Genomic DNA, 17581 nt, shown 5'->3' on the forward strand with positions numbered 1-17581 from the left:
GAGTGAGGGCGGCGGAGTATGCATGGAAGGTGCAACACCTGATGGTTGTCGATCGACACGGTGGCGTGGACCTCGACCCGGCTGCCGTGCGGGCCTTCGTCGCCGCGGCCGACGAGGGCCAGTTCAGTCATGCCGCCGCCGTCCTGGGGATCAGCCAGCAGGCGGTGTCCAAGCGGATCGCGAAATTGGAAGCGCAACTGAGTGTTCGGCTGTTCGAGCGGGTCCCGACGGGAACCGTTGCGACCGCCGCGGGCGCGCGCTTCCTCCCGCATGCCCGGTCCTTGCTGGCAGCGGCCGAAGCGGCGGTCGAGGCAGTACGCAATCCGCCGCGTCCGCTGCGTGTGGCCCTGCTCGGGGAGCGCGACGGCGCGATGGAACGGATGCGGTTCTATCTCGACCGGCACCGATCCGATACCGAAATCGTCATCTCGAATGTCTTCGTGACCTCGCGGGACATGGTCGTGCACGGTCGGGCCGACGCAGCCTTCGCTCGCGCCCACGGTGGACCGCGTGCGTTGCCTGCCACCATCGCGGCCGTGCCGGCCTATCTGGACCCGGCGCATCTGCTCGTCGGACGCGACCATCCGCTGGCAGGCCGGTCCGCGGTGACGCTCGCCGAGGTCGGTGCGCTGCAAGTGTGGATCCCGGGTGCGGGGGTGCCGTCGGAATGGGCCGGTTTCTATCGCGAACTGAGTGAGTTCTGCGGGGTCACCATCGACACCACGCCGCGGTCGAAGCCACCCGGGGCCGGACCCGACGGGATCGTGGCGGTGCTCGACCGGATCGCCGGCTCACCGGGACTGGCCACCATCAGCAGCGACAACTTCCGCAATCCGTGGCACCCGCATATCCGGAGGTTGCCGATCGTCGACCCGACGCCGGCGTACCCGCACGCGCTGCTGTGGTCGAAGCAGAACCCCCATCCCGGATTACCTCATCTGGTGGACCACTTCCGTTCCGATTACGACCCCCGGATCGCGGCGAACTGCTGGCTCCCGACAGCGGACCGCACCTTGTTCCGGGTGTGAAAGGCGCGGGCCGTGGCACTCTCACGCTGCGGTGCGCACTGCCGGACGCTCGGGATGATCCCACCGGACCTCGAAGTCCGCCGGCTGCGGGTGGTCGCGCTCGTGGTCCAGCAGCGCCGGTACCGTCCACTGCTCCTCTGAGCCGGTGCGCCGGCGCAATGCGGCCTCCGACAGGTGCAGGCGGACAGTGACATCGAAGTCCAGGCCCCGCCCGAGCAGCATCGGCCCGGCGACCACGACGACGGTGCCCGGACGCGCGGTGATCATCGCGGCACGCGCGGATCTGTCGCCGGCCTCGTCCCACAGTGCAGGCAGCCACCGGCCGGGACCGCGCAATGCCTGCAGCACTTCGCGATCCAGCGCCGCATAGTCGAACCATCCGGCGCGGTAGGCCATCTCGTCCCGCCCGAACTCCAGTCGAACCGATGCGGGGCGGACGAAGTCGTGCAGCCACACCACGGCACCGGGCCGCCCGCGCAACCGAATCAGCTCGGCGAGGTGCTCGGCCGGCCGGAGGGGCTCGGCGGCGTCGGCGCCGTCGACGGCGACCACCACCGGCCCGGCGGACCGCAGCGCCGCGGCGGCGATCAGTTCGATCAGCCCGGCCACGGTGATCGGCATGAAAGCGGGCATCGGACCATCATGCCGGGCGGCGCGCCGGATCGTGGCGAGGGGCGACGGTAGGGATGCCGAGTACCCAACGACCTGTGTCGTGGGCCGGCTGCGGCCGGGTTCGGCAGCAGCGGCGGTGGGTAATCGCGGAGAGTCGTTGACCGGCCGGGAGCGCGATCGCCTAGCCTGAGCGGGGAAGCGGAAAATTTGCCGGTCGGACGCCCCGTCGTCCGGCAAGTGGGTTCGAAACCCACGATCGAGGTGAGTTGCGACTCGAGGAGGTTGTCCGTGGCGGTACTGATCCCGCGTGAGCGCCCCAGGCGGTGGAAGCTCGACGACATCGTCGTCACCGATCCACCGATCATCCGGCGGGCGATCGGCGCGGCGAGTATCGGCAACATCACCGAGTGGTACGACTTCGGTGTCTACGCCTACTTCGAGCCCACCATCAAGGACGTTTTCTTCTCCCACCTGGGAGATACCGCGGGAACCATCGCCACCTTCGGCCTGTTCGCGGTCGCTTTCCTGGTGCGGCCGTTCGGTGGGATGTTCTTCGGTCCGCTGGCCGACCGCATCGGCCGTAACAAGGTTCTGGCCACCACCATGATCCTGATGGCGGCCGGAACCTTTGCCATCGGATGTATTCCGGATCAGAACGCGATCGGCATCTGGGCGCCGATGTTGTTGCTGTGTGCGCGATTGCTGCAAGGTTTCTCGACCGGCGGCGAGTACGGCAACGCGATGACCTTCATCGCGGAGTACGCGCCGGACCGGCGCCGCGGATTCCTGGGCAGCTGGCTGGAATTCGGCACCTTCACCGGATATCTGCTCGGCGCGCTGGTCGTCACCCTGGCCGACGCCACCCTCACCAACGAGCAACTGCTGTCGTGGGGCTGGCGATTGCCGTTCTTCGTCGCGCTGCCGCTGGGTGCGGTCGGCGTCTACCTGCGGATGCGGCTGGCCGACACCCCGGCCTTCGCTGCTCTGGAAAAGGAGTCGGAGGACCGGGAGAAGGCGAACAAGACCGGCGACGAGGCCAAGATCCTGGCCAAACTGTGGCCTTACGTGCTGGTCTGCATGGGCCTGGTCGTGGTCTGGAACGTCACCAACTACATGCTCACCTCCTACATGCCGACCTACGTCACCGAAACGGTGCCCGACAGCACCGGCGGCGGGGTGTCGTCCTCGACCTCGCAGTGGTTGCAGATCGCGGTGATGGCGGTGGCCTTGTTGTGTATTCCGGCGATCGGCCTGATCTCGGACCGGGTCGGGCGAAAACCGATCATCTGGACGGGCATCGTCGCACTGGTGGCGCTGGCGTTCCCGATGGTGCTGCTGGTCCGCACCGACAATGCGTTCACCGTCTTCCTCGGCTTGCTGATCATGGGTTTGACCCTCATCTGCTTCAGCGCCACGATGCCGTCCACCCTGCCCTCGCTGTTCCCGACCAAGGTGCGCGGCGCCGGACTGTCGGTGGCGTTCAACGTCGCTATCTCGCTGTTCGCGGGCACCACGTCTGTGGTGGTCGGTGCGCTCGTCGGTGTCACCGGGGACCTGAACTGGCCGGCGTACTACCTGATCATCGCGGGTGTGGTCGGCGCGGTCGCGGTCTACTTCCTGGCCGAGCCCAACGGCCGCCACATGTGGGGGTCGGCGCCCGCGGTCCGTACCGAGGAAGAAGCCGAGAAGCTGGTCGGCTCGCAGGGGTCCGTCGGGACCGGGTGATCCTCGATCGCTTAGCCTGAGCTGGTCGGATTCCGGGAAGGACGGTACATGGCCACCATCGAGGAAGCGCTGGAGATCGAGCGGCTGGAGCGGGATATTTTCCGCGGTGCCATCACGAAGTCTCAGCTGCCGCGTACTTTCGGTGGGCAGGTCGCAGGGCAGGCGCTGGTCTCGGCGGTGCGCACGGTGGAACCTCGCTACGAGGTCCATTCGCTGCACGGCTACTTCCTCCGGCCCGGAAATCCGGCCGAGCGGACGGTCTACCTGGTCGAGCGCATCCGTGACGGCCGCTCGTTCTGCACCCGCCGGGTGACCGGTGTGCAGGACGGTGAGGCGATCTTCACCATGTCGGCCTCCTTCCACGTCGGCGACGAGGGGCCCGAACATCAGGACGTGATGCCCGATGTTCCGCTGCCGGAGGATATTCCGGACGAACTCAGCACGATGAGCTCGGAACAGATCTGGCTGATGCGGGAATGGGAACACTGGGACATCCGGCTCGTCCCACAGGATCAGGTGAGCCGGCGCGACGGGCTGGCGTCACAGCAACAGGTGTGGTTCCGCTACCGCAACCCGCTGCCCGACGATCCGCTGTTCCACGTCTGCACCCTCGCCTATATGAGCGATATGACGCTGCTCGGCTCGTCGAAGGTCACCCACCACGACGAACCCACCCAGGACGCGTCGCTCGACCACGCGATGTGGTTCCTGCGCCCGTTCCGCGCCGACGAATGGCTGCTCTACGACCAGAATTCGCCCTCGGCGAGCTTCGGGCGCGCGCTCACCAGCGGTCGCATCTTCAACCAGCGTGGTGAGTTCGTGGCGCAGGTCGTCCAGGAGGGGCTGATCCGGAAGCTGCGGGACTGACCCCGATCCGGGGTGAGCGGTGCCACAACCGCGGTGGCCGAACGGCGGCGTGGTGCCGCACGGCTCGTATGCTCATCGCGTGAGACCGACCATTGGCGTGCTGGCCCTGCAAGGTGACGTGCGTGAGCACTTCCACGCCCTGTCCGCGTGCGATGCCGAGCCGGTGAGTGTGCGGCGGGCGGCGGAGCTGGATTCCGTCGATGGCCTGGTGTTGCCCGGCGGGGAGTCGACCGCGATCAGCAAGCTGCTCGAGATCTTCGAACTGCTGGAACCGCTGCGGGCGCGACTGCGGGCGGGAATGCCCGCCTTCGGTTCCTGCGCTGGGATGATCCTGCTGGCCTCGGAGGTCCTCGACACCCGCCCCGACGCGCAGTCGTTGTCCGGCATCGATATGACGGTGCGGCGCAACGCGTTCGGTCGTCAGGTCCACTCCTTCGAGACCGATCTGGACTTCGCCGGGCTCGACGACCCGCTGCGGGCCGTGTTCATCCGGGCTCCGTGGGTCGAACGGGTGGGCCCGGACGTGGAGGTGCTGGCGCGGGTGCCGCATACACCGCGGCCCGGCACCGTGGTGGACGCCGATCCGTCCGCGGGAGATCCGCAGGAGGCCGCGGGCCGGGTGGTCGCGGTGCGTCAGGGGCGGGTGATCGCCACCTCGTTCCATCCGGAAGTGACCGGTGATCTGCGGGTCCACCGCATGTTCGTCGACTCGGTCCGCGAATCCGTCGCCGCGGGAGCATAAGGCCCGGCCGCAGGCATCGCGCCGTCCGGGCGAGGCCGGGGCGACCCGACCTTTCGATGTGGGGATCGAGCCGGGCAGTAGACTGCGGTGCGATCGCCGGAACGCAGATCTCGGATCTGGCCGGGCCTCGAGCACATCGACCTTAAGGAAGTAGGGAATGAGCGGCCACTCCAAATGGGCCACCACCAAGCACAAGAAGGCCGTGATCGATGCCAAGCGCGGCAAGATGTTCGCCAAACTGATCAAGAACATCGAAGTCGCGGCGCGCACCGGCGGTGGTGACCCTGGCGGAAACCCGACTCTCTACGACGCCATCCAGAAGGCGAAGAAGTCGTCGGTTCCCAATGACAACATCGAACGCGCCCGCAAGCGCGGTGGCGGCGAGGAAGCCGGCGGCGCCGACTGGCAGAACATCACCTATGAGGGATACGGCCCCAACGGTGTGGCGGTGCTGATCGAATGTCTCACCGACAATCGCAACCGTGCGGCCGGTGAGGTACGGGTCGCGATGACCCGTAACGGTGGCAATATGGCCGATCCCGGTTCGGTGGCCTACCTGTTCCATCGCAAGGGCATCGTCACCCTGGAGAAGAACGGGCTGAGCGAGGACGACGTGCTGATGGCGGTCCTCGATGCCGGCGCCGAGGAGGTCAGCGATCTCGGCGACGCATTCGAGGTGATCAGCGATCCCAGCGATCTGATCGCGGTGCGTACCGCCCTGCAGGACGCCGGAATCGACTACGACTCCGCCGAATCCGGCTTCCAGCCCTCGGTGTCGGTCGCCGTCGACGCCGAGGCCGCCCGGAAGGTGTTCAAACTGGTCGACGCGCTCGAAGACAGCGACGACGTGCAGAACGTGTACACCAACATCGACCTGTCGGACGAGGTCCTCGCCGAACTCGACGACTGATTCACGACATCGCGGGCCGCGACCGGGTGACCGGTGGCGGCCCGCGGTCGTGTCCGGACGATGCTCCGATCCCGGGGCCGCTGCGGTGCACAATGGCACTCATGGCCGATATCGTGCTGATCGGCGGTGACATCACCGAGCAGAACGTGGACGCCGTGGTGAATGCCGCCAATTCCCGGCTGCTCGGCGGTGGCGGTGTGGACGGCGCGATCCACCGACGCGGTGGCCCGGCCGTGCTCGCGGCGTGTCGGGAGTTGCGCTCGACCATCCTGCCCGACGGGCTACCTACCGGCCAGGCCGTCGCCACCACGGCCGGTGACCTGCCCGCCCGCTGGGTGATCCACACGGTCGGCCCGGTCTGGTCCGCGAGCGAGGACCGTTCCGCCTTGCTGAGGTCCTGTTACCGGCGATCCCTGCGTGTGGCAGACGAATTGGGTGTCGCGACGATCGCTTTTCCGGCGGTGTCGACCGGAATCTACGGCTGGCCGCTGGACGACGGCGCCCGCCTCGCGCTCGATTCGGCGCGCACGACGGACTCCGCGGTGCGCGAAATTCGCTTCGTCCTGTTCGACGAGACCGCGTATCGCGCGTTCGACTCGGCGCTGCGCTCGGACCGATAGCCGGCCCGGGTCGGCGGTCCGTGTCGGATGCCGTGGAGGCCGGATGGTTCGTCTAGACTTCGAACAATTGTTCGCGAGTCGGGAGGGTGCGTTTCGTGCGGGTGATGGGTGTCGACCCGGGGCTCACCCGGTGTGGTCTGAGCATGGTCGACGGCGGGTTGGGGCGCCAGGTCACCGCCCTGGACGTGGATGTGGTGCGCACCCCGGCCGATATGGATCTGGCGCGGCGGCTGATGGGGGTCGCCGACGCGGCCGAGCACTGGATGGACACCCATCGCCCCGAAGCGGTGGCGATCGAGCGGGTGTTCTCCCAGCACAATGTGCGCACCGCGATGGGTACCGCGCAGGCGGGCGGCGTGATCGCCCTGGCCGCGGCGCGCCGCGGGATTCCGGTGGCGTTCCACACCCCCAGTGAGGTCAAGGCTGCGGTCACCGGGAACGGTTCGGCCGGTAAGGCTCAGGTCACCGCGATGGTGACCCGCATTCTGGGGCTGCAGACGGCTCCGAAACCCGCCGATGCGGCCGATGCGCTGGCGCTGGCGATCTGTCACTGCTGGCGGGCGCCGATGCTGGAGCGGATGGCGCAGGCCCAGGCCCGGGCGGAGCAGGCGAAGCGGAAATATGCCGAAAGGCTTGCCCAGCAACGAAAGGCGGTGTCGCGGTGATCGCGTCGGTGCGCGGCGAGGTGCTCGAGATCGGCCTCGATCACGCGGTTTTGGAAGCGGCGGGTGTCGGTTACCGGCTCAATGCCACCCCGGCCACGCTCGCCGGGCTCACCCGGGGCGAGGAGTCCCGCCTCTACACGGCGATGATCGTGCGCGAGGACTCCATGACGCTGTACGGATTCGCCGACACCGAGGCGCGTGAACTGTTCGGACTGTTGCAGACCGTCTCCGGTGTCGGACCTCGCCTGGCGATGGCGGTGCTGGCGGTACTCGAGCCCGAGGCGTTGCGAAAAGCGCTGGCCGAGAGCAATGTTGCGGCGTTGACCCGGGTGCCGGGAATCGGTAAGCGTGGTGCCGAACGGATGGTGGTCGAACTGCGCGACAAGGTGGACCAGGTTCCGGTCCAGTCCGCCCCACCCGGGGCCGGTCCGGCGCCGGTGCTCACGCCGGTGCGCGACCAGGTCGTGGAAGCGCTGGTCGGACTAGGTTTCCCGGCTAAGCAGGCCGAACCGGCGGTCGACGGTGTGCTGGCCGAGCAGCCGGAGCTGGGAACCTCGCAGGCATTGCGGGCCGCGCTGTCGATTCTCGGACGGAACAAGTGATACCGATGTACGACGAGGATCCCGAACACGCGGCCTCCGAGGAGGACGACTCCGCGGTCACGGCGAACTACCTGAAATCCGACGGTGATATCGAAGCGGGCCTGCGCCCGACCTCGCTGGACGACTTCATCGGTCAGTCCCGGGTGCGCGAACAGCTGACGCTGGTGCTGCGCGGCGCCACGCAGCGCGGTGGCACCCCCGACCACGTGCTGCTGTCGGGACCGCCGGGGCTGGGCAAGACCAGCATGGCGATGATCATCGCCACCGAACTCGGCACCGCCCTGCGGATCACCTCCGGGCCCGCGCTCGAGCGCGCCGGTGATCTGGCCGCGATGCTGAGCAATCTGGTCGAGGGGGATGTGCTGTTCATCGACGAGATCCATCGGATGGCCCGGCCCGCCGAGGAGATGCTTTATCTGGCGATGGAGGACTTCCGGGTCGACGTGGTGGTCGGCAAGGGGCCCGGCGCGACCTCGATTCCCCTGGATATCGCCCCGTTCACGCTGGTGGGCGCGACCACTCGGTCGGGTGCGCTGACCGGTCCGCTGCGCGATCGGTTCGGGTTCACCGGACATATGGACTTCTACGAGCCGACGGAGTTGCAGGCCATCCTGGAGCGTTCGGCCGCGATCCTCGGTGTGCAGATCGACACCGACGCGGCCGGCGAGATCGCCGGTCGTTCCCGGGGAACGCCACGTATCGCCAACCGCCTGCTGCGCCGGGTGCGTGACTATGCGGAGGTGCGGGCCGACGGTGTCGTGACCCGGGACATCGCCCGGGCCGCGCTGGCTGTCTACGACGTCGACGCGCTCGGGCTGGATCGGCTCGACCGGGCCGTGCTCGGAGCGTTGGTGCGCAGCTTCGGCGGCGGCCCGGTGGGAGTGTCGACGCTGGCGGTCGCGGTAGGGGAGGAGTCCACCACCGTCGAGGAGGTGTGTGAGCCGTTCCTGGTGCGCGCCGGGCTGGTGGCGCGCACACCGCGTGGACGGGTCGCCACGGCAGCGGCATGGGAGCATCTGGGGCTGGTCCCACCACCGGATCTGGTCTTCGGCTCCATCGAGGTGCGTGGCCGGGAGTCCGAACCCTCACTCGATCTGTTCGACTGACCGCGGACCTGCGGCCCGGTTCGTGCCCCTTGCCGAACGACCCGTGAGCACACAGAATAAGGGCTGTATCTGTTACGGGTGGTTACAGGGAGGTTCGGCGTGGCACCTCGGTACGACGCGGTGGTGGTCGGTGCGGGATTCGGCGGTATGGGCGCCGCGATAGCGCTGGACCGGCTCGGCCTGAGTAATTTCGTCATCCTCGAACGTGAGGACGGGCTGGGCGGCACCTGGCATGTCAACCATTACCCCGGGCTCGCCGTCGATATCGCGTCGGTGACCTACTCGTACTCCTTCGCTCCGAATCCGCACTGGTCACGACTGTTCGCGCCCGGTGCCGAACTGAAGCAGTACGCCGAACACATCGCCGATACCTACGATCTGCGTCGCCGGATGCGGTTCGGGCAGGTGGTCGACGGTGCCCGGTGGGACCCCGATCGGCAGCACTGGGTCGTTTCGGTGGCAGGGGGTGACACCGTGACCGCCCGCTACCTGCTCACCGCGACCGGATTCCTCTCCCAGCCCTACACACCGCCGTTCCCCGGGATCGACACCTTCGCGGGCCGGATCATCCACACCACCGCGTGGGACGACGAGGTCGACTTGACCGGGCGACGCGCGGCCGTCATCGGCACCGGGGCGACCGCGGTGCAGTTGATCCCGGAGGTGGCGAAGCAGGTATCGGAACTGACGGTGTTCCAGCGCACCCCGATCTGGGTCGTACCCAAGGTCGACGTTCCCATCCCTGCGCCGGTGCGCAAACTGTTCGAGGCCGTGCCGCTGGCCCAGCGCGCCGCCCGGCTGGTGAACACCAGTGCGCTCGAATTGCTGATGGTCGCCGGGGTGCTGCACTACCGGCAGGCCGAACTCGGCAACAAGGGCGCCGCCCTGCTGGCCAAGGCCCATCTTCGTGCGCAGGTGCACGACAAGGACATGCGGGACGCGCTGACACCGCATTACGACTTCGGGTGCAAGCGGCCGACCTTCTCCAACACCTACTTCGCGACGTTCAATCAATCGCACGTGCACCTGCAGACCCGGTCCATCGACCATGTCGAACCCGACGGCATCGTTACCGAGGACGGCCACAAGACCGAGATCGATACGCTGATCCTGGCGACCGGATTCAACCTGTGGGACGCCAACTTCCCGGCCATCGAGATCATCGGCCGCGACGGGGTGAACCTCGGAAAGTTCTGGCGCGACAACCGGTTCCAGGCCTACGAAGGCATCACGGTGCCGAAGTTCCCGAACTTCCTCAGCCTGAACAGCCCGTACTCCTACAGTGGCCTGTCCTACTTCACCACCATCGAGGCGCAGATGAAACATATGCAGCGGCTGCTGGGCGAGGTGCGCCGACGCGGTGAGCAGGTCTTCGAAGTGCGGGAGGAGGCCAATGCGCGGTTCCTGGATCGGGTGACCGAGAAACTCGGCTCGTCGGTCTTCTATGCCGGAGACTGCTCGACCGCGCGCAGCTACTACTTCAACCAGCACGGTGAGGCGGCGCTGCTGCGGCCCAACAGCACGATCAGCACCCACCGTGAAGCAGTGAAGTTCCCGCTCGACGACTACATCTACGGCGCTGCGGCGGCCTGATCGGCACCCGCGCCGCGGGCGTGTCGATGTGGCACACCCCACCGCGGGTGTGGCGATATTCCAGGTTGCTGGCAGACTGTCTGGGTAGAGCCCATCCGACCCACTACCTAGGACCGACTACAACGATGGCCAACCTCCTGTTTCCGCTGCTACTGGTAGTTCTGCTCGTGCCGATGTTCCTCGGCGTCCGCCGCCAGAAGCGCGAAGCGGAGAAGGTCACCCGGATGCAGGAAGGCGTGAAGGCCGGTGACCGGGTGATCACCACCTCGGGTCTGTACGGCACGGTGGTGGACCTGGACGACGACACCGTCGACCTCGAGATCGCCGAGGACGTCGTGACCACCTGGTTGCGCGCCGCGATTCGTGAGGTCCGTCCCGCCGACGACGACGCCGCCGAGGAGACCACCGACAGCGCGCCGGCATCCGGCACGACCGACTCCGCCGCCGAACTCGCGCCGGCGGAGGCCACGGCCTCGGTGGAAGAGTCCACCGAGGACACCGCAGCCCGGCTGCACAAAGACTGAATCGTTCCGCCGTCGCCGCACCGTCTTTCGCGGGCGCCGCGACGGCGGTGCGGCGTGCCCGGGTCCGCGCACACGCGGGTACGCCGTCAATCCGGCCGCTACCCTCACCGCCTAGGAGATAAGTACTGTGCCACCTTCCAAGGGAACGGGGCATCCGCTGCGGCTGCTCGGCGTCTATGCCGTGTTGCTCGTGGTCATCTATGCGCTGATGTTCTTCGCCGGTGATAAATCGCCGGCGGCGAAGCTGGGCATCGACCTGAAGGGTGGCACCCAGGTCACGCTGACTCCGCGTACACCCGACGGCGGCAAGCCCAGCAAGGACAGCCTCGAACAGGCACAGCAGATCATCGAATCGCGCGTCAACGGCCTCGGTGTGGCCGGTTCCGAGGTCGTGATCGACGGCAGCAACCTGGTGATCACGGTGCCGGGGCAGAACGGTCAGCAGGCGAAATCGCTGGCCACCACCGCCAAGCTGTCGATCCGTCCGGTGATCGGCCAGCCGTTGCCGGTGGGACCCGACGGTAAGGTCCAGCTGCCCTCCGGTGGTGCCGAGCCGGGCACGGCGCCGGCTCCCGGTGACACTCCCGCCGCGCCGGCCCCCGGACCAGGGGATCAGGCCCCGGCGCCGGGCGCCGGTGACGGCACCCAGTCCGCGCCGCCGGCGGGAACCGAGCAGGCGCCGTCGAATGCCACCCCGGGCAGCGATACCAGTACCTCCGGTGACAGTGCGACCACCGACGGCGCCACCTCTTCCGAGGACACGACCTCGGGTGATACCGAGTCGGGCACCACTGCGCAGAACCGGGTGTTCCCGGCGCAGGCGCCCACACCCGAACCGTCGCCGGCGCCGGGTACCTCGGAGCCGTCCACACCGCAGCCGTCGCTGACGCCGGAAGAACAGACCAAACAGGACATCGAACAGGCCAGGCAGCTGCGCCAGAGCGATGATCCGCAGCTGCAGCAGGCGGCGGTGCTGTCGCTGGACTGCAGTAAGCCCGACCCGCTCGCCGGTAACGACCAGGCCGACAAGCCGCTGGTGACCTGCTCCACCGACGGAACCGAGATCTACATGCTCGGACCGGAGCGCATCGCCGGTGAGAACATCAAGGATGCGAGCGCGGCGCTCAATCAGCAGTCGCAGTGGGCGGTGAACCTCGAGTTCAAGAACGGTGATCCGTGGGCCAAGCTGACCGGGGAGTACCTGCAGAAGCAGGTCGCCTTCACTCTGGACACCCGGGTGCTGAGTGCCCCCGTGGTCAACGAGGGCCCGCAGCTCGGCGGTACTACTCAGATCACCGGCAACTTCAACGCATCCTCGGCCAAGGAGCTCGCCAACTCGTTGAAGTACGGCTCCCTGCCGTTGTCGTTCGAGGTATCCGACGCCAGCACCGTGTCGGCGACGCTGGGTATCGCCTCGTTGCAGGCCGGCCTGATCGCCGGCGCGATCGGCCTGATCGCGGTACTGCTGTACTGCCTGCTCTACTACCGCATGCTCGGGTTCCTGGCAGGTTTCTCGCTGGTGGCATCCGGCTTCGCGGTGTACGGCATCATCGTGCTGCTGGGCCGGTGGATCGACTTCACCCTCGACCTGGCCGGCATCGCCGGTCTGATCATCGGTATCGGTATGACGGCGGACTCGTTCGTGGTGTTCTTCGAACGCATCAAGGACGAGATGCGTGAGGGACGAAGTTTCCGTTCCGCCGTGCCACGTGGTTGGGCCCGCGCCCAGCGCACCAACCTCTCGGGTAAGACGGTCAGCTTGATCGCGTCGGTGGTGCTCTACATCCTGGCCGCCGGCCAGGTGAAGGGCTTCGCCTTCACACTCGGCCTGACCACGGTGCTCGACGTGATCGTGCTCTACCTGGTCACCTCGCCGCTGATGATGATGGCCTCGCGCTCCCGGTTCTGGGCCAAGCCCTCGGTCAACGGGCTCGGTGCGGTCCAGCAGGTCGCGCGCGAACGCAAGGAAGCGAGCACGCTGGCAGGGACGGGAACACGATGAGCGACAATCGCAGTCAGGTGTTGGAGGAACCGATCGTGGACGAGCCGGCCCCCACCGCGCAGGCGCCGCGGCACGGATTTTTCGAGCGTCTCTACACCGGTACCGGTGGCTTCCAGATCGTCGGCCGCCGCAAGATGTACTACGTCGCTGCCGCGGTGCTGATCGTGGTCGCGGTACTCAGTATCGCGCTGCGTGGATTCACGCTCGGGATCGAATTCGCCGGTGGCACCAAGTTCGAGCTGCCCGCCGCCGCGGATGTGAGCACCTCCCAGGTCGAGCAGGTCTACTCCGAGGCGGTCGGCCACAGTCCCGCCGCGGTGCAGAAGGTCGGGACCGGCTCGGGCGCCTCGTTCCAGATCCGTTCGGAGACCCTGGAGCCGGGGCAGCAGGGCACCGTGGTGGATGCGCTGTTCACCAACTTCCACCCGAAGAATTCGCAGGGCGAGGTCAATCGCAACGCCATCAGCGTCAGTCAGATCAGTGAGACCTGGGGTGGTCAGATCACCCGGAAGGCCGTGATCGCGCTGGTGGTCTTCATCCTGTTGACGATGGTGTACATCGCCATCCGCTTCGAACGTGACATGTCGATCGCGGCCATCGCCTCGCTGCTGTTCAACCTGGTCGTCACCGCCGGCATCTACTCCATCGTGGGCTTCGAGGTGACTCCGGCGGCGGTGATCGGCCTGCTCACCGTGCTCGGTTACGTGCTCTACGACAATGTCGTGGTGTTCGACAAGGTGGAGGAGAATACCCGCGGGGTCCTCCATCTGACCCGGCGCACCTACGGTGAACAAGCGAATCTCGCGGCGAATCAGACCCTGATGCGCTCGATCAACACCACTGTCATCGGCATTCTGCCGATCATCGCGCTGCTGGTCGTGGCGGTGTGGTTGCTCGGTGTGGGCATGCTGAAGGACTTGGCCCTGGTGCAGTTGGTCGGCATGGTCGTCGGTGCCTACTCCTCGATCTTCTTCGCGGTGCCGCTGCTGGTGTCGATCAAGGAACGCTTCGGCCCGGTCGCCGCCCACACCCGCAAGGTGCTCGCCAAGCGTGAATCCGGTGGTAGCGGACGGTCGGGTGATGCGCCGGCGCGGCGTAGCGCCGTGTCCGCCGGACGGAGCTCCGGGGAGACCTCGGGTGCCCGGAGCCGGGACGGCGGTTCGGGAACACCGAGACCCGGCACCAGGCCCACCGGGAAGCGGCACAAGAGAAGGCACTGATGAGGCGAAGGGGGTCGGACCGGGTGCGGCGGACACTACGGCGAACGTTCTGTGCGGTCGCGGCCGGCGCGCTGCTCACCGGCGTGGTCGCGGGCTGTTCGAGTAAGAATCAGGTGCCGTCCATCGGCTACGCCGTCGACGCGATGCCCGTCACGTACAACGGCGGTTCCTCGGCCGGGGTGGCGGGCGGTTCCTCGGCCCTGTTCGCACGGGTGCTGACCGGCTTCTTCTACACCGGTCCGAACGGTCAACCGGTCGCCGACACCGATTTCGGCACCGCCAACGAGGTGGCCGGTGAGGCGCAGACCGTCCGCTACCGGCTCAGCCGTGACGGCGTCTATTCCGACGGGGTGGCCACCTCGTGCGACGATATGGTGCTCGAATGGGCCGCGCGCAGTGGGCGATTCACCAAGCCGGGACCGAACGGACCGGTCCCGCTGTTCGATGCCGCGTCCACTACCGGCTACTCCGACATCGAACGGGTGGAGTGCCAGCCCGGCTCCAAGGATGCGACCGTGGTGTTCCGCCCCGATCATCGGTTTCTGGAGTGGAAGACGCTGTTCAACGCCGGTGACCTGATGCCGGCACATATCGCGGCGAAGGCGGCGGGAGTGCCGAATGTGGTGGCCGCGGTGCAATCGGGCGACCAGGCCGCCATGGAACGGCTGGCGAAATTCTGGAATACCGGCTGGAACCTGAAGTCCGGTGAGCTCGATACCGATCTGTTGCCGTCGTCGGGGCCCTACCGCATCGATTCCTACAGCGACGGCGACGGCCTGGTGCTGGTGAAGAACGACGAGTGGTGGGGTAACAAGCCCGCCACCCCGCGAATCGTGGTGTGGCCCAAGACCGCTGATCTGAAGCAGAAGGTGTCCGACAATTCCGTCGAAGTTGTCGATGTGGGCGCCGGCTCGGTGCCGGAACTGGGCTTGGACGGCTTCACGGTGAATCAGATTCCCGGTCGCGGGGCCGAGCAACTGACGCTGTCCACCACAGGTGTGTTCGCGTCCGCACAGGCGCGGCGCGGATTCGCGCTGTGTGTGCCGCGGCAGGCGCTGTTCGACGAACTGGGTCACCCGGGTTACGACAACGAATCCGGGCTCGGCTCCGGACCCTTGAATTCCCGGACGACCCAAGCCGATTCGTTGTTCTATTCGGCGACGACCGGACCTGCCGACAAGTATCGCAACGGTGACCCGGCCGGTGCCCGGCAGGCCCTGGAGGCGGCGGGTGTCGCCTCCCCGACGATCCGCATCGGCTACCGCACACCCGACGACCGCCGAGCCCGCACGGTGACGATGATCGCGGACGCGTGTAAGGCGGCGGGTGTGAACGTCGTCGATGCCGGTAAGACCGATTTCTCGCCGACCGAATTGGGTGCCGGAACCGTGGATGCGGTGCTCGGCGGCACAGCCGCGGCCGTGGGCCCGTCGGGGTCGCTTCCTGGCATCGAGGCCACGGCCGCGCTGCGCACCGGTGAGGGCGTGAATTTCGGGCATTTCGGTAATGGGCGTTACGATGCGATCTCGGATCAGTTGGCAGCCGACGACACGTCGGCGACGGTGTCGAGTCTCGACAGTGAGGCAGAGAATCTGCTCTGGGACGAGATGCCGTCGATCCCGTTGTTCAATACGCCGCGCACGATCGCCTTCGGCAAGGGTATGGAGAACGGGGTCGCAAGCCCCACCAAGGCCGGTGCGGGCTGGAATATGGACCGCTGGGTGTTGCGGCGGTAACGGTGGTGGCGCGCCGGATGCAGTGGTGTCGGTGGCGTGGGATGAGGGAGTAGGTGTCGATGAGTAAGCACACGATGCTGGAGACGACGGAGTCTGCGGAGGAGAAGCTCGCGCGGACCGCCGATGTGGTGCGCACATTGACCCGCTGGCACGACGATTTTCCCTCGCCCGGTGTGCGTTTCGCGGACCTGACCCCCGTGTTCGCCGACGCCGAGGGGTTCCATGCGGTGATCGAATTCCTGGCCGCGTGTGCACCGGAGGCCGATCTGGTGGCCGGCGTGGACGCGCGCGGGTTCCTGCTCGGTGCCGGTGTGGCCGCCGCCCTCGGCACCGGTGTGGTAGCGGTGCGCAAGGGCGGCAAACTGCCACCACCGGTGCTCTCGCGGGAGTACACCCTCGAATACGGTTCGGCGGCGTTGGAGATCCCCGCTGACGGCATCGACCTGTCCGGTCGTCACGTGCTGCTCCTCGATGATGTTCTCGCCACCGGTGGCACCCTCGCCGCGGCGGCCGAACTCTTCCGATCCGCCGGCGCGACGATCGCCGCAGCGGCGGTCGTGCTGGAAATCGATGCGCTGGGTGGGCGTTCCCGGCAGGGCGACTATTCGCTCACCTCCATCGTCCGGGTCTGAGCAGCCTCACACCCGGGCCAGCAGCCGGGCCACGATTCCGGTCACCATGAGCCAGAACAGGGCAGCCAGGCCGTAGTTCACGATCATGTCCCAATCCGGCGACCCGGTGGCGAACAGTCCGGGGAAGAACAGCGCCAGTGGCTCGGCCAGCGATTTGATGAAGGTGAAGAACTTGTTGGCCGGGTCGGCGTCGAAGACCACCATCACGATGTAGACGATCTCGATCAGTGCCAGCACACTACCCGCGGTGCTGACCAGGGACGATACGCCACCACCGCGCCGATATGTTCTATAGGTTCTATCTCTGTCCATGACGGACGAATACCCGCCGCGTAGTGGTCGAACGCGTGTGGATCTGTCCAGGGGACTGAATTGTGAGCACTGCTCTTGACGGGTGTGTCTCTGTGTCTTAGGCTCGTATCAACGGAGAGAGCAGTGCTCGCAACAGTGAGGAATGATCATGGAAGCCACCACTCGTTACATCGGCCCTACCGGCTTGGACCCGCTGCTGGGGCGCATCATGAACACGCTGTCCGCACTGGGGGTGAGTGTGCAGGGGTCGCGCCTGCTGGCGGTGCGCGGGCGCACCTCCGGGCAGTGGCGGACGACGATGGTGAATGTCATGCGGGAACCCGGCGGCGCGCGGTATCTGGTAGCTCCGCGCGGTCACACCCAGTGGGTGCGCAACCTCCGGGTCGCCGGCGGCGGTGAGTTGCGGCTCGGCCGCAAGGTGGAAACATTCACCGCGGTCGAGGTGGTCGATGCCGACAAGGTGCCACTGCTGCGCAGCTATCTGAAGAAGTGGGGCTGGGAGGTAGGCCGGTTCTTCGACGGGGTCACCGCCGACTCCACCGACGCCGAACTCGCTGCGGTCGCGCCCGGCTTCCCGGTGTTTCGGATCGGCTGAGCGGTCACGGTTTCGGGTAGTCCCGGCTCCGGAGCGAGAGCTGGGTAACTCGATGATCTATTGTTCGACGGCCCGCTACCGGCTAGAATT

General features: G+C 67.1%; 18 protein-coding genes. 16 read left to right on the plus strand and 2 right to left on the minus strand.

The genetic code is table 11. The features are described from left to right. The first annotated feature begins 41 nt into the window (after window positions 1–41). Window positions 42–1028, plus strand: a complete 987-nt coding sequence (locus NV2_RS12010; protein WP_067872529.1) for a LysR family transcriptional regulator — start codon at window positions 42–44, stop codon at window positions 1026–1028. Between the two features lie 21 nt (window positions 1029–1049). On the opposite strand, the gene NV2_RS12015 is transcribed toward NV2_RS12010, so the two are convergent. Continuing rightward, on the minus strand, window positions 1050–1661 hold the full coding sequence (locus tag NV2_RS12015) for a nucleoside/nucleotide kinase family protein (RefSeq protein WP_067872056.1): 612 nt from the start codon (window positions 1659–1661) through the stop codon (window positions 1050–1052). Between the two features lie 267 nt (window positions 1662–1928). On the opposite strand from NV2_RS12015, the gene NV2_RS12020 reads away from it, so the two are divergent. The 14 genes from NV2_RS12020 to NV2_RS12085 all read left to right on the plus strand — a co-directional run bounded on the left by NV2_RS12020 (window position 1929) and on the right by NV2_RS12085 (window position 16584). Next, a complete protein-coding gene (locus NV2_RS12020; protein ID WP_084474432.1) occupies window positions 1929–3365 on the plus strand; it encodes an MFS transporter in 1437 nt (478 codons plus the stop codon). Window positions 3366–3413: 48 nt separating this feature from the next. Next, window positions 3414–4232 (plus strand): acyl-CoA thioesterase, encoded by an 819-nt coding sequence (locus NV2_RS12025; protein WP_067872058.1) that lies wholly within the window; start codon window positions 3414–3416, stop codon window positions 4230–4232. 79 nt (window positions 4233–4311) lie between these two features. Beyond that, entirely contained in the window at window positions 4312–4974 is a 663-nt protein-coding gene (gene pdxT, locus NV2_RS12030; RefSeq protein ID WP_084474497.1) for a pyridoxal 5'-phosphate synthase glutaminase subunit PdxT, read from the plus strand. Window positions 4975–5131: 157 nt separating this feature from the next. Continuing rightward, window positions 5132–5884, plus strand: a complete 753-nt coding sequence (locus NV2_RS12035) for a YebC/PmpR family DNA-binding transcriptional regulator (RefSeq protein ID WP_067872064.1) — start codon at window positions 5132–5134, stop codon at window positions 5882–5884. Window positions 5885–5985: 101 nt separating this feature from the next. Next, on the plus strand, window positions 5986–6504 hold the full coding sequence (locus NV2_RS12040; protein WP_067872535.1) for an O-acetyl-ADP-ribose deacetylase: 519 nt from the start codon (window positions 5986–5988) through the stop codon (window positions 6502–6504). A 95-nt stretch (window positions 6505–6599) separates the two neighbouring features. Then, a complete protein-coding gene (gene ruvC / locus NV2_RS12045) occupies window positions 6600–7169 on the plus strand; it encodes a crossover junction endodeoxyribonuclease RuvC (protein WP_067872538.1) in 570 nt (189 codons plus the stop codon). Continuing rightward, complete coding sequence (gene ruvA / locus NV2_RS12050) at window positions 7166–7771, plus strand: Holliday junction branch migration protein RuvA (protein WP_067872067.1); 606 nt, start codon at window positions 7166–7168, stop codon at window positions 7769–7771. The genes ruvC and ruvA overlap by 4 nt, the downstream gene beginning before the upstream one ends. A gap of 5 nt (window positions 7772–7776) precedes the next feature. Beyond that, entirely contained in the window at window positions 7777–8877 is a 1101-nt protein-coding gene (gene ruvB, locus NV2_RS12055; RefSeq protein WP_067872069.1) for a Holliday junction branch migration DNA helicase RuvB, read from the plus strand. Window positions 8878–8976: 99 nt separating this feature from the next. Continuing rightward, window positions 8977–10470: a flavin-containing monooxygenase gene (locus tag NV2_RS12060; RefSeq protein WP_067872072.1), complete on the plus strand. Its 1494-nt coding sequence runs from the start codon at window positions 8977–8979 to the stop codon at window positions 10468–10470. A gap of 125 nt (window positions 10471–10595) precedes the next feature. Continuing rightward, a complete protein-coding gene (gene yajC / locus NV2_RS12065; RefSeq protein WP_067872075.1) occupies window positions 10596–10994 on the plus strand; it encodes a preprotein translocase subunit YajC in 399 nt (132 codons plus the stop codon). 127 nt (window positions 10995–11121) lie between these two features. After that, a complete protein-coding gene (gene secD, locus NV2_RS12070; RefSeq protein ID WP_067872078.1) occupies window positions 11122–12996 on the plus strand; it encodes a protein translocase subunit SecD in 1875 nt (624 codons plus the stop codon). Beyond that, window positions 12993–14216, plus strand: a complete 1224-nt coding sequence (gene secF, locus NV2_RS12075; RefSeq protein WP_067872081.1) for a protein translocase subunit SecF — start codon at window positions 12993–12995, stop codon at window positions 14214–14216. Before secD ends, secF begins: the two co-directional genes overlap by 4 nt. Continuing rightward, a complete protein-coding gene (locus tag NV2_RS12080; RefSeq protein ID WP_067872084.1) occupies window positions 14216–15952 on the plus strand; it encodes an ABC transporter substrate-binding protein in 1737 nt (578 codons plus the stop codon). The genes secF and NV2_RS12080 overlap by 1 nt, the downstream gene beginning before the upstream one ends. Window positions 15953–16026: 74 nt before the next feature. Then, complete coding sequence (locus tag NV2_RS12085) at window positions 16027–16584, plus strand: adenine phosphoribosyltransferase (RefSeq protein WP_373863559.1); 558 nt, start codon at window positions 16027–16029, stop codon at window positions 16582–16584. Between the two features lie 6 nt (window positions 16585–16590). On the opposite strand, the gene NV2_RS12090 is transcribed toward NV2_RS12085, so the two are convergent. Further along, window positions 16591–16896, minus strand: a complete 306-nt coding sequence (locus NV2_RS12090; protein ID WP_067872089.1) for a hypothetical protein — start codon at window positions 16894–16896, stop codon at window positions 16591–16593. A 148-nt stretch (window positions 16897–17044) separates the two neighbouring features. Here NV2_RS12090 and NV2_RS12095 point away from each other — a divergent pair, with 148 nt between their 5' ends. Beyond that, a complete protein-coding gene (locus NV2_RS12095; RefSeq protein ID WP_067872541.1) occupies window positions 17045–17491 on the plus strand; it encodes a nitroreductase/quinone reductase family protein in 447 nt (148 codons plus the stop codon). Window positions 17492–17581: the final 90 nt, after the last annotated feature.

Origin of the sequence: Nocardia vermiculata NBRC 100427, assembly GCF_001613265.1 — a bacterium.
In the GTDB taxonomy this organism is placed as follows: domain Bacteria; phylum Actinomycetota; class Actinomycetes; order Mycobacteriales; family Mycobacteriaceae; genus Nocardia; species Nocardia vermiculata.